Origin of the sequence: Ruegeria sp. THAF33 (genome assembly GCF_009363615.1) — a bacterium.
GTDB lineage: Bacteria > Pseudomonadota > Alphaproteobacteria > Rhodobacterales > Rhodobacteraceae > Ruegeria.
This window is the reverse complement of record NZ_CP045384.1, coordinates 745,780-758,020: the sequence shown is the minus strand read 5'-3', so window position 1 is coordinate 758,020 and position 12,241 is coordinate 745,780. Positions and strand designations below refer to the sequence as shown.

The window sequence follows — 12,241 nt, the reverse complement described above, 5'->3', positions numbered from 1 at the left end:
CCCCTACTGCGCCGGATGCGATGGTAAATTTGGCATCGCGACCCATCCGGGCAGTTCGTCCGGCGAAACTGAAACATGCAGGCGTTCTGAAGGGTCCTGCCCGACCTTGCGGTGCTTTCGCAGCAGGAAAATCTTGCCCCAGCCGCGCCATGTGCCAACCGACGGCGCATGGGGGTCAATGGGAAACCGATCGCGCCAGCCGTCGGGCAATGTCAGACCGTGCAATTCCGCCTTGTCCAGCATCCAGATCAGGGAAATGTTGCTCAGCGGCCGCGCCTCTTCGTAGCCGTTCAATTGGCCACCTATGTCGCCATGGGTTCCACGGAACCAGACCTGCTCCACATGGCCCTTGAACTCGGGCGTGCAGGTCCACAGAACTGGTTCGAACACTTCGCGCGTCTCATCCAGCGCCAAAGCGTGATACCCGTGGCGGGTGACTGGGCCCAGCTGATGGTTGTGAAAGGCGTGCTTCTCTTCGGCCCAGCGCCACAGCAACGGCAGACGCAAACCCAGCGCCTTGACCGTGTCCCAGGCGCCGATCATCTCGATCTCGACGCCGTCGTGGCAGAAACGTCGGCGGAATTCGCTGGCGGCGATGCCGTCTGGGTTGCATTCATAGTGGCGATACGCTTGCAGTATGTTTCGCTCGGTGGCGTGTTCCGCCTTGAGCAGGCCGATCATATCGATCACGCCGGCCAGACTGCGCACGCCATAGGCACCGCGCGAATAGCCGATGAAAAAGATCTTGTCGCCCGGCTTGTAGCGGGACGCCAAATACCCATAGGCGCGACGGATCTGGCGGTTGATGCCCCGGCCCATCATCACGTCCAGCGAGGACTTCCAGCTTTCCCACTGCACGCCGGCCTCGTAGAACACCGAAACCTTGCTGCCCATCTCGCAGCACAGGCGAAATGTCTGACCGGCATGGGTTTCAAACCCCGGTTCCAGAGTGGACATGGTGCCATCAAGAATGATGACATGGCTGATCGGTTCGCGGTGCCGCGTCTCGGCGGAATGCTCGGACCGCAAAGGGCGCCCGAGCCATCCCAGAACCTTTCTACTCAGCCGCGACAGATTCATGCGTCAGCAATTCCCATACTTTGTGAGGTGTGAAAGGCATGTCCGCCTGCCGCACCCCGTGGTCCCAGAGCGCATCCTGAACCGCGTTTGCCACAGCGGCCAGCGCGCCCACGGTGCCAGCCTCGCCACACCCTTTCATCCCCATCGGGTTTGAAGTCGACGGAACCGGCGCCGAGGTAAACTTAATCATGGGTATGTCGGTTGCACGGGGCAAGGCGTAATCCATAAACGAAGCCGTGAGCAGTTGCCCATGTGCATCGTGCACGACATGTTCGGTCAGGGCCTGGCCGATACCCTGCACCACCCCGCCATGTACCTGACCTTCAGCCAGCATCGGATTGATAAGATTGCCAAAATCGTCAACCACCGTGTAGCGGTCCACCCAGGTTTCGCCGGTGCAAGAATCGATCACGACTTCGGCAACATGCGCGCCGTTCGGGTAGCTGCGCGCATCCAGGTTGGCGCGGGCCTCATGTTGCAGCAGATCCGTTCGACCATCGGCACGCGCCATCTCGGCGGCTTCGGTCAGGGTCGGCGTCAGGTTGGAGCCCGGCGCTCGGAATGTCTCGTGGTCAAAACTCACATCATTTTCCTCGACCCCCATCTTATCGGCAAGATAAGGCGTGAATGCGGCGATCATCTTGTCAATCGTGGCCAGGGCGGCCGTGCTTTGCACCGTGACCGAGCGGGACCCGCCAGTGCCGCCGCCATGGGCAAGCCGGTCGGTATCGCCCTGAATGACGGTGATCTTGTCCATGGGGATACCCGTCTGATCTGACAGGAACTGGGCGTAGACCGTCTCATGCCCCTGCCCGTTCGATTGTGTGCCGACGTAAAGATTCACCGTTCCATCCTCGCAAAACGCGACCTTCGCGTTTTCGGAAGGGTCCCCCAAAATGCTTTCGATATAGTAACAGAGACCCTGCCCCCGGATCAGACCGCGTTCGGCATCCGCAGCTTTGCGGGCCTCGAACCCTGTGGTCTGGTCGGCCGCGCGGGTGAAAACCATGTCGAAATCGCCGACATCATACGTTTCGCCGGTGGAAGTGGTGTAGGGGAAATCGGCGGGGCGGATGAAATTCCTGCGCCGCAGTTCCCATGGGTCAACGCCCAGTTCACGCGCGGCGCGGTCCATCGCGCGTTCAAGCACGTAAATCGCCTCGGGGCGGCCCGCACCGCGATACGCATCCACCTGCGTCGTGTTCGTATAAAAGCCTTCGACCCGCAAATAGGTGGTCTGAACGTCATAGACACCCATCAGCACTTTGCTGAACAGGCTGGTCTGGATCGCCTGACCAAAGTGGCTGTTGTATGCGCCAAGGTTCACCTTGCTGTGGACGCGATAGGCGGTGATCTTGTGATCGGCGTCAAAGGCCAGCTCGGCCAGCGAGGTCAGATCGCGGCCATGATGATCAGACAGCATCGCCTCGGATCGGTCGGACATCCAGTGCACCGGCTGACCCAGCTTCATCGCCGCCACGGAGACGCAGAAATATTCAGGGTATGGCATCACCTTCATACCGAAACCACCACCGACATCCGGGGTCGTGACGCGTATGTCGTCCGCATCCAGTTTCAGTTTTTGCGCCAGTTGGGCCTTCATCGCCCATACGCCCTGACCTCCGTAGGAGAAATGCAGGCGCCCCTCGGACCAGTTCGCCTGACATCCGCGCGGCTCCAGCGAACTGATGATGACCCTGTTGTCGGCGACGTTCAGCGACACGGTATGCGCGGCCGCCTGAAAGGCTGCCCGGGTCGCGGTTTCGTCGCCCAGCCCCCAATCGAAAGCTCGGTTCTCGGGCGCTTCCGCGTGCAGGATCTCGCCCCCGGCCTCGACGTCCAACTTGGCCGGGCGCTCTTGCGTATCCATCCAGATCAATTCAACCGCGTCCTGCGCCTGCGTCAGGGTATCCGCAATGACAACTGCCACCGGCTCGCCCACGAAACGCACGCGATCCCTGGCCAGCATGTGCCGATCGGGCGCAGCGGCCCTGGACCCATCCCGGTTCTGCAAGACCGCCGCATTCAGAACCGTGTCGATGCCTGATGCGGCCAGATCGTCCAGCGTCATGACCAGCCGAACACCGTCGGCAGCCCGCGCGGCATCGACATCCAGAGAGGTGATGTCACCATGCGCCACCGGGCTGCGGAAGAATGCGGCAAACAAAGCGTTCCCGGGTACCGCATCATCCATGTAATGCCCCTGCCCGGTCAGGAACCGTTGATCCTCGGTCCGTTTCACCGGCTGGCTTCTGCCGAACTTTTCCATGGGTGGCCCTCCTGCGCGATATCAGGGGCGAGCCTAGCCCGCGACCCGGCGATGTCCAGCGGGGTTCACCGAAATTCGTTTGCGCCCAAAGGATGTTCGGCTAGCCTTTGGCCATGAGCTGGACGCATGAAACCGTTTTTCCCTTCTCTGCCCCGATGACCAGCGGGCAGTCGACCACACATGACGTTTATGTCGGAGGCGAAGGCCCACCGATCCTGATCCTTCAGGAACTGCCCGGGATCGGGCCCGAAACGCTGGCGTTGTCCGCCAAGCTCAACGCATCCGGCTTTCGCGTCTACCTGCCTCATTTGTTTGGAACCTATGGCAAGGTTGAAATGGGCAAGAACATGGCCCGGTTGTTCTGCGTGCGGCGCGAGTTCAACATTTTCGCCCGTGGCAGGCAGAGCCCCATTGCAGGATGGATGCGCGCCCTGACCCGTGAGATCAAGCAACGCGAAAACAGCGCCGGTGTGGGCGTCATCGGCATGTGCCTGACCGGCAGTTTCGCCCTTACCCTCATGGCAGAAGACGCCGTTCTGGGCGGGGTAGCCAGCCAACCAGCGCTGCCGATCCTCGGGGGCCGCCATCTGCATATGAGCGCTGAAGACATCGGCGCGGCCTCTGCGGGTATGGCTGCGAAAGGCCCCGGTCTGGCGATGCGGTATTCCGAAGACAAGCTTGCACCAAAGAAACTGATGCGGGCGCTTGAACAGGCATTCGGCAATCTGCTGGAAACCGTCGAATATCCCGGCAAGGATCATTCGCTGCTGACGCTGGATTTCCATGAACCCGCCTATCAACGCGTTGACGCCTATTTCAAAGCACGCTTTGGCATGGCGTAGGCGCACTAGGCCTTCCCCTTGCCGCGCGCATTCGCTATTGCAGGCGCTGACCCGAATTTGTTGACGCAGGACGCATCCCATGGCGATGGAAAAGACATTCAACGCGGCCGAGGCCGAGGCCCGGATCTACAAGGCCTGGGAACAGGCCGGAGCCTTCAAGGCAGGCGCGAACAAATCGCGCGACGAGAGCTTTTGCATCATGATCCCGCCGCCGAACGTGACCGGTGCGCTCCATGTGGGCCATGCGTTCAACAACACTCTACAGGACATTCTGATCCGCTGGCACCGGATGCGTGGCTTTGACACGTTGTGGCAGCCCGGGCAGGATCACGCCGGCATCGCAACCCAGATGCAGGTCGAAAAGATGCTGGCCGCCACCCAACAACCCAGCCGCAACGAATTGGGCCGCGAAAAGTTTCTGGAGAAAGTCTGGGAATGGAAGGGTGAATACGGCGGCACCATCATCGAGCAGCTGAAACGCCTCGGCTCTTCATGCGACTGGTCGCGCAACGCCTTCACCATGGCCGGCGCGGCGGGCGACCCGCGCACGGGCCATGAAAACAGCCCCAACTTCCACGACGCGGTCATCAAGGTTTTTGTCGACATGTACGACAAGGGCCTGATCTACCGCGGCAAGCGGCTAGTCAACTGGGATCCGCATTTCGAAACCGCGATTTCGGACCTCGAGGTCGAGAATATCGAGGTCGCCGGCCATATGTGGCACTTCAAGTACCCTTTGGCGGGCGGTGAGACATATGAGTATTTGGAAAAAGATGAAGATGGGAATGTGATCTTCCGCGAAGAGCGGGATTATATTTCGATCGCCACGACCCGCCCCGAGACCATGCTGGGCGACGGCGCGGTTGCGGTGCACCCCTCGGACGAACGCTATGCGCCGATCGTCGGCAAGCTGTGCGAAATCCCAGTTGGTCCGAAAGAGCATCGCCGCCAGATCCCCATCATCACCGATGACTACCCTGACCCGAATTTCGGCTCGGGCGCGGTGAAGATCACCGGCGCACATGACTTCAACGACAACATGGTCGCCAAGCGCGGCGGTATTCCGATGTACCGCCTGATGGACACCAAGGGCGCGATGCGGGCCGATGGGGCCCCTTATGCCGAAGAGGCAGGGAAGGCGCAGGACTATGCGCGTGGGCGCGCGTTCACCGAGAACGAAATCGACGCGATCAATCTGGTGCCGGATCATCTGCGTGGCCTCGACCGGTTCGAAGCGCGGGCCAAGGTGGTGGAAGAGATCACCGCTGATGGTCTGGCCGTGATGACCCGCGCGGATGATCCGCGCCTGGGATCAACCGCTTTGAAGCCGGATCAGGAAGGCGCCGACACGCTGGTGCCGCTGGTCGAAAGCAAACCGATCATGCAGCCCTTCGGCGACCGGTCGAAGGTGGTGATCGAGCCGATGTTCACCGATCAGTGGTTCGTCGATGCCGCCAAGGTCGTCGGCCCCGCGCTGGACGCGGTCAAGGACGGCACGGTCAAGATCATCCCCGAGTCGGGCGAGAAGACCTATTACCACTGGCTTGAAAATATCGAACCCTGGTGCATCAGCCGCCAACTGTGGTGGGGACATCAGATTCCGGTTTGGTATGGTCTCGACTTGTCCGCAGAAGACTTCATTGACGACGAGAACGATGGCGACCTTGATCTGGTTGAATTGGGTCGTTTGCTGAACGAAGGTGGCATGCTGCACCGTGGCAATGTCATGGAATGTGCCGCGAGCTTCGAGGCCGTTACCGAAAAGTTCCTGGACGACAATGCGGACATTCCCAGCCCTCTGAGCCACGCGACCGTGATCGAAGTCGCCGACAAGCAGGAGGCGATCCATCGGTTCGCCGAAAGCCTGGCGCAGTACGCCGTTGAACAGGATCCGACCAAGCTGGTTTACCCGGTGTGGCGCGACCCTGACGTGCTGGACACGTGGTTTTCCTCCGGCCTGTGGCCCATCGGCACGCTAGGCTGGCCCGAACAGACCGATGAGTTGCAGCGCTACTTCCCCACCGATGTCCTGATCACCGGTTTCGACATCCTGTTCTTCTGGGTCGCCCGGATGATGATGATGCAGCTGGCCGTGGTCGATCAGATCCCGTTCCACACCGTCTATCTGCACCAGCTCGTCCGCGACGAGAAGGGCAAAAAAATGTCCAAGACCACCGGCAACGTCATCGACCCGCTGGAGATTGTGGACGAATTCGGCGCCGACGCGCTGCGCTTCACCAACGCGTCGATGGCGGCGATTGGCGGCGTGCTGAAACTGTCCCGCGAACGCATCACCGGTTATCGCAACTTTGGCACCAAACTGTGGAACGCCGTCCGTTTTGCCGAGATGAACGAGGTTTTCACCGATGCCGTCCCGCAGCTGGACGTTGCCGATCTGAAACCCAAGGCCGCCGTGAACCGCTGGATCATCGGCGAAACCGCCCGGGTGCGCGAAGAGGTCGACGCGGCGCTGGACAGCTACCGCTTCAACGACGCGGCGAACGGGCTTTATGCCTTTATCTGGGGCAAGGTCTGTGACTGGTATGTGGAACTGTCCAAACCTCTGCTGCAAGGCGATGACGCCGAGGCCCAGGCTGAAACCCGCGCCACCATGCGCTGGGTTCTGGATCAGTGCCTAGTCCTGCTGCACCCAATCATGCCCTTCATCACCGAGGAACTGTGGGGCCTGACCGGCACCCGTGCCAAGATGCTGGTGCATGCCGACTGGCCGACCTATGCCGCCGCCGAACTGGTCGAAGCCGACGCGGATCGCGAAATGAACTGGGTGATCTCGGTGATCGAGAACACCCGTTCGGCCCGCGCCCAGATGCGCGTTCCGGCCGGTTTGTACGTGCCGATGCTGGTGACCGAGATCGACGCCCACGGCCAGGCCGCCTGGGACCGGAACGAGGCGCTGATCAAGCGACTGGCCCGGATCGAAAGCCTGACCAAGGCCGACACGCTGCCCAAGGGCACGATCTCGATCGCGGCGCCCGGAGCGTCCTTTGGCCTGCCGCTGGCGGATATCATCGACATCGGCGCGGAAAAGGAACGGCTGGAAAAGGCCAAGGGCAAGCTGGCCAAGGAACTTGGTGGCCTGCGCGGTCGTCTGAACAACCCGAAATTCGTGACCTCGGCCCCCGCAGAGGTCGTGGAAGAGGCCAAAGCCAACCTCGCCGCCCGCGAAGAGGAAGAGGCGAAACTGAACGAGGCGCTGGCCCGACTGACCGAAATCGCCTGATCTTCATCTTTTCACAAATACTCAAATCCGGAACCCCGCCGCGGCCACAACGGCGGGGTTTTCTTTTGCACGCTCGGGCCTTGCCCGACCCTGCCCCTGCTTGTTAGCAATCAGCGAACACATTTCTCCGAGGCCGTCATGACGCACAAAGCCCCACCGTTCCAGACAGTCTCGACCGGGCTGGTTGTGGCAATCGTCGGTTTTTTCAGCTCTTTCCCGATCGTCTTGCAGGGGTTGGCGGCGATGGGCGCGTCCCCGGCGCAGGCGGCGTCCGGATTGATGATGGCGGCGATCGCCATGGGCCTGACCGCCATCGTGCTGAGCCTGTGGTACCGGCAGCCGATCAGCGTGGCCTGGTCCACGCCGGGTGCGGCCCTGCTGGCGGTTTCCGCCACACCTGCACTGGGGTTTGCCGAAGCGACAGGCGCGTTCCTTTGTGCGGGGGCTTTGACCGTGTTGGCAGGGCTGTGGCGACCATTGGGGCGAATGGCTGCGGCGATACCGACGACCCTGGCGCAGGCCATGTTGGGGGGCGTGTTGCTGCCGCTTTGCATATTGCCCTTTCAGGCAGCGGTTGACCTGCCATGGCAAGCCTTGCCGGTAATTCTGACATGGTTCATCGCTGGCCGGATCAACCGCCTGTTTGCCGTTCCGGCTGCGGTCGTGGCAGCGGCAGCCGTCGTCGTTCTGAACGCTGGGGACGCGTCGCTGACGCCGACGCAATGGGTCGCGGCTCCGGTCTGGACCACGCCCAGCTTCTCTGTGGCTTCGGTCATCGGGATTGCCGTGCCGCTGTTCATCGTCACGATGGCGACCCAGAACATCCCCGGCATCGCAGTGATCCGCAGCTTTGGCTATGCGCCGCAGACCGGCAAACTGTTCTCGTCCGTGGGCATTTCCAGCATCTTGTCCTCTCCGTTCGGTGCCCCCGCCACCTGCCTTGCGGCGATCACCGCTGCGATGTGCGCGAACGAGGACAGCCACCCCGACCCCGCGCAACGCTATTGGTCTGCCGTGATGGGTGGATTGTTCTATTGCCTGTTCGGGGTGTTCGCCGTGGCGATTACCGGGTTCGCCATTCATGCCGATCCACTGTTGATGGGTACGCTGACCGGTGTTGCGCTGATCGGGGTGATGGCCAATGCCACATCCGCCGCGCTGGAAGTTCCGGCCGAGCGCGAAGCGGCCATCCTGACCTTTGCCATCACTGCATCAGGGATCACCGCGTTCGGGCTTGGTGCGGCGGTCTGGGGCTTGCTGGCAGGCGGGATGGCCTATCTTGTGAAACAACGCTTTCGGTAAACGGGTTCAAACCGCACTTCAAAGCAAGTATGAAGAGGCCATGTTTGGAGCGTTGGGAAAACTGGTCGAGCGCCAGATCAAGAAAGCCCAGGCCGAGGGTCAGTTGCAGGGCCTCGAGGGCGAAGGCCAACCACTGCCTGACCGGTCATCCGAGGCATTGAGCGATCCGGCCACCGCCGCCGGCCATCGGATCATGGCACAGGCAGGCGTGTTTCCGGAAGAATTCGACATCAAAAAGCAGCTCGACACAGCGCGGCAGGACTATGCGACCCTGACGGACCCCGCCGAGCGCAAGGCCGCAATGGCCCGTATCGCCGACCTGGAAATGCGCTACAACATGGCCCGCGACGCACGGCGGGCCTTCATGCGGTGATCATTTGAACACGGGCTTGCGGCCCTGCATCTGCGCCATGACAACTTCCATCTGGTCGGGTTTGCCTATCAGTTCCACCTGCTCAGCGGATTCCGCCATCAGAACGTCTGCGCGGGGCTGAGTTTCAGCGACCTCGATCAGACGCTTGGCAGCACGGATGGCCGAAGGACTTTGACCCGCGATGTTTTCGGCAATGGCCAACGCTTCGGTCAACGGATCGTCGGACAATTGCGTCACAAGGCCCCACTCCGCTGCCTGCGGCGCACCGATCGGGCGGGCCGTGTAGGTCAGCAGCCGCAGTACGTCCGACCGGACCAGCCGAGGCAGCAGAACCATGCCGCCCATGTCGGGGATGATGCCCCATTTCATCTCCATAACGGCCAGTTTCGCTTCGGGATGCGCGATACGGATATCCGCGCCCAGCGCGATTTGCAGGCCACCGCCATAAGCCACGCCCTGAATTGCGCAGATCACCGGAACCGGTACGCGACGCCAGATCAGCGCCAGCTCCTGCATCTCGTTGGCGTCTTCATGGCTGCGGGTCATCAGCCATTCCGTGGGGTCCATATGGGCCATCTTAGCAAAGCTTGCCATGTCGAGTCCGGCGCAAAAGCTTTTGCCTTCGCCGGACAGGACCACGGCACGGGCGTCCGACGCGGCGACCTCTTGCCCGGCGGACAAAAGCGCCTTGATCATTGCATCATCCAGCGCATTCATCTTGTCGCCTCGGGTCAGAGTGACATGGGCAACGTGGTCTTGATAGGCAACGGATACGCGTGACATGGAGGACCTCCGGTAATTCAATCGTGACAAACATGCCCGGACAGAATGCGGAATACCACTGCGACGTCAGGGCATGTCGCTGACAGGCATTCGCCCGAACCACGGGGAGTCGAGGGTCATGACATAGAACTGATCGCCTGCGATCTTTCCGCCGGTCGTGATGCCCAAGCGGCCTTGCGGGTCCTGTAGCGTGCGCAGGATCGTTCCGTCGCCATCGAACTGCACCATCATGCCGCGATGGATCGGCGCAGGGCGCACTGCCGGACCCAACCGCCAGATCACCTTGCGCAGGAACGGGTACGGCATCAGTGCCTCGGACGGGACACGCGGGCTGGCGAAGGCCATCCAATAGGTGCCGTCGTCCTGAGCCTCGAGGTTGTCGGGATAGCCGGGCAGGTTTTCCAGCAGGATCTCTTGCCGCCCTGCATTTGGTCCGGTCAGCCACAGCTTGTGCACGCGCGCGCGACCAGTTTCCGCGATCAGCAGAAAATCCTCGTCAGGTGAAAGCGCGACACCGTTGGTATAGACAAAGCCTTCGGCGATTTTCTCGGTGCGGCCGTCGGGTGTGCGACGCGCGACGTAACCCGTATCGGACTGTTCCCAGATGGTGAGGACAGAGGTCGGTTTGGTCCCGCCCATGGTTTCAGGATCGAAGCGGTCAGATGAATTCGAGAAGTAGATCGTGCCATCCCGCGCCACATCCAACTGGTTGGCGTAGATCACTGGTGCGCCGTTGATGTCACCTACCAGCGTGTCCAATGTGCCCGGACCGGTCCAACGCATCACGCCCCGATAGCTGTCAGCGATGTAAAGCGCGCCATCCGGCCCGGCCTTGAGGCCCAGCGGACGCCCGCCAAGTTGGTCAACCTCGACCGGTTCCGCCCCGTCGATGCGGTAAAGGGTACCTGACAGGCCGGTTGTGTAGATCGTGCCATCTGGCATGACGGCGATGTCTTCGGGCCCGATCTCTTGACCCGGCAGGCGGATCAACTGCGCCGCATCCAGTGCCGTGTTTTCAACGAAATCCCCGACAAACCCGGCATCTTCCGGCATTTCGACGGCGACGGGTTTTACCGGGACCGGCCAGATCAGAAGATAGGCGAGCCCCAAGAGAATAACGATCGAGAGAATGCGCATCTGCGCTCCTTTATTCATACTTCTTTTCGAGCACGCCCAACGCCTGTGCGCGCTTGCTCATTGATCGGGCTTGGGGTTATCTGCGGTCATGACCGGACCTCGATACACCCCGCTTGCCCAATCCCTGCCCGCCACCGTGCCCTTTGTCGGCCCGGAAACGCAAGAGCGCCAGCGCGGCGCGTCCTTTGTGGCCCGACTGGGTGCCAATGAGAGCATTTTCGGCCCCTCGCCCCGCGCGACCCAGGCCATGGCGCAAGCCGCGTCAGAGATTTGGATGTACGGCGACCCCGAAAACCATGACCTGCGCCATGCTTTGGCCGACCATCACGGCGTATCGCCGGAAAATATCGTCGTGGGCGAAGGTATTGACGGGCTGCTGGGCTATCTGGTGCGGCTGATCGTCGGGCCCGGAGATGCGGTTGTCACCTCGGACGGGGCCTATCCGACCTTCAACTATCATGTGGCCGGGTTCGGCGGCATTCTTCACAAAGTGCCGTATTCAGGTGATCACGAGGACCCCTCGGCCCTGTTTGCCAAGGCGGCTGAGGTTGGTGCCAAGCTGGTCTATCTGGCCAATCCGGACAATCCGATGGGCAGCTGGCATTCCGGCGCGGACATCGTGGCCGCCATGGATGCCTTGCCTGATGGCTGCCTGCTGGTTCTGGATGAGGCCTATGTGGAATGTGCACCCGAGGGGACGGCGGCACCTGTGAGTGCAGGTGATCCGCGCGTGATCCGGATGCGGACCTTTTCGAAGGTCTATGGCATGGCGGGTGCGCGGGTTGGCTATGCCATGGGCACGCCAGATCTGATCGCGGCCTTCAACAAGGTGCGCAACCATTTCGGTATGAACCGCGCCGCGCAGGCCGGTGCTTTGGCGGCTTTACAGGATGGCGCGTGGCTGGAGCATGTTCAGGCGCAGATCGCAGAGGCGCGCGCGCGGATCGGTACGATTGCCCGGGAAAATGGATTGGCGGCCCTGCCGTCGGCCACCAATTTCGTGGCGATTGACTGCGGGCGCGATGGGGATTTTGCCAAGGCCGTGCTGGACGCCCTGGTGGCGCAGGGGTTTTTTGTCCGAATGCCGTTCGCGGCACCGCAGAACAGGTGCATTCGGGTAAGCTGTTGTCCGGCGTCTGATCTGGACGCGTTTGCCGCCGCGTTGCCCAAGGCGCTCGCGGTCGCGCGGGTGCGTTGATTGATCCCTTTGCGCC

At 61.6% G+C, this 12,241-nt stretch carries 9 protein-coding genes; 5 read left to right on the top strand and 4 right to left on the bottom strand.

What is annotated here, in order from left to right:
- Positions 1-3 precede the first annotated feature (3 nt).
- On the bottom strand, positions 4-1,080 hold the full coding sequence (locus tag FIU92_RS03815; RefSeq protein ID WP_152457297.1) for a DUF2235 domain-containing protein: 1,077 nt from the start codon (positions 1,078-1,080) through the stop codon (positions 4-6).
- Positions 1,058-3,349, bottom strand: a complete 2,292-nt coding sequence (locus FIU92_RS03810) for a xanthine dehydrogenase family protein molybdopterin-binding subunit (RefSeq protein ID WP_152457296.1) — start codon at positions 3,347-3,349, stop codon at positions 1,058-1,060. The genes FIU92_RS03815 and FIU92_RS03810 overlap by 23 nt, the downstream gene beginning before the upstream one ends.
- A 113-nt stretch (positions 3,350-3,462) precedes the next feature.
- On the opposite strand from FIU92_RS03810, the gene FIU92_RS03805 reads away from it, so the two are divergent.
- The 4 genes from FIU92_RS03805 (at position 3,463) to FIU92_RS03790 (ending at position 9,107) form a co-directional block, all read left to right on the top strand.
- Positions 3,463-4,191, top strand: a complete 729-nt coding sequence (locus FIU92_RS03805) for a dienelactone hydrolase family protein (RefSeq protein ID WP_152457295.1) — start codon at positions 3,463-3,465, stop codon at positions 4,189-4,191.
- Positions 4,192-4,270: 79 nt separating this feature from the next.
- On the top strand, positions 4,271-7,432 hold the full coding sequence (locus tag FIU92_RS03800; protein ID WP_152457294.1) for a valine--tRNA ligase: 3,162 nt from the start codon (positions 4,271-4,273) through the stop codon (positions 7,430-7,432).
- A gap of 138 nt (positions 7,433-7,570) precedes the next feature.
- Entirely contained in the window at positions 7,571-8,734 is a 1,164-nt protein-coding gene (locus tag FIU92_RS03795; RefSeq protein WP_152457293.1) for a benzoate/H(+) symporter BenE family transporter, read from the top strand.
- Positions 8,735-8,774: 40 nt separating this feature from the next.
- Entirely contained in the window at positions 8,775-9,107 is a 333-nt protein-coding gene (locus tag FIU92_RS03790) for a DUF1992 domain-containing protein (RefSeq protein WP_152457292.1), read from the top strand.
- Here FIU92_RS03790 and FIU92_RS03785 read toward each other — a convergent pair whose 3' ends face one another.
- Together FIU92_RS03785 and FIU92_RS03780 are read right to left on the bottom strand one after the other, a co-directional pair.
- On the bottom strand, positions 9,108-9,890 hold the full coding sequence (locus FIU92_RS03785) for a crotonase/enoyl-CoA hydratase family protein (protein ID WP_152457291.1): 783 nt from the start codon (positions 9,888-9,890) through the stop codon (positions 9,108-9,110). It lies immediately after the preceding gene.
- A gap of 66 nt (positions 9,891-9,956) precedes the next feature.
- The gene (locus FIU92_RS03780) at positions 9,957-11,045 is read right to left on the bottom strand and encodes an SMP-30/gluconolactonase/LRE family protein (RefSeq protein WP_254705353.1); all 1,089 of its coding nucleotides are present in this window, start codon (positions 11,043-11,045) and stop codon (positions 9,957-9,959) included.
- A gap of 70 nt (positions 11,046-11,115) precedes the next feature.
- Between FIU92_RS03780 and FIU92_RS03775 the strand changes: the two genes are divergently transcribed.
- A complete protein-coding gene (locus FIU92_RS03775) occupies positions 11,116-12,225 on the top strand; it encodes a pyridoxal phosphate-dependent aminotransferase (RefSeq protein WP_152457289.1) in 1,110 nt (369 codons plus the stop codon).
- Positions 12,226-12,241: the final 16 nt, after the last annotated feature.

What these genes read in the sequence shown, in the direction of transcription:
- FIU92_RS03815 (WP_152457297.1), bottom strand. Translation starts at nt 1,080, where the DNA reads ATGAATCTGTCGCGGCTGAGTAGAAAGGTTCTGGGATGGCTCGGGCGC.
- FIU92_RS03810 (WP_152457296.1), bottom strand. Translation starts at nt 3,349, where the DNA reads ATGGAAAAGTTCGGCAGAAGCCAGCCGGTGAAACGGACCGAGGATCAA.
- FIU92_RS03805 (WP_152457295.1), top strand. Translation starts at nt 3,463, where the DNA reads ATGAGCTGGACGCATGAAACCGTTTTTCCCTTCTCTGCCCCGATGACC.
- FIU92_RS03800 (WP_152457294.1), top strand. Translation starts at nt 4,271, where the DNA reads ATGGCGATGGAAAAGACATTCAACGCGGCCGAGGCCGAGGCCCGGATC.
- FIU92_RS03795 (WP_152457293.1), top strand. Translation starts at nt 7,571, where the DNA reads ATGACGCACAAAGCCCCACCGTTCCAGACAGTCTCGACCGGGCTGGTT.
- FIU92_RS03790 (WP_152457292.1), top strand. Translation starts at nt 8,775, where the DNA reads ATGTTTGGAGCGTTGGGAAAACTGGTCGAGCGCCAGATCAAGAAAGCC.
- FIU92_RS03785 (WP_152457291.1), bottom strand. Translation starts at nt 9,890, where the DNA reads ATGTCACGCGTATCCGTTGCCTATCAAGACCACGTTGCCCATGTCACT.
- FIU92_RS03780 (WP_254705353.1), bottom strand. Translation starts at nt 11,045, where the DNA reads ATGAATAAAGGAGCGCAGATGCGCATTCTCTCGATCGTTATTCTCTTG.
- FIU92_RS03775 (WP_152457289.1), top strand. Translation starts at nt 11,116, where the DNA reads ATGACCGGACCTCGATACACCCCGCTTGCCCAATCCCTGCCCGCCACC.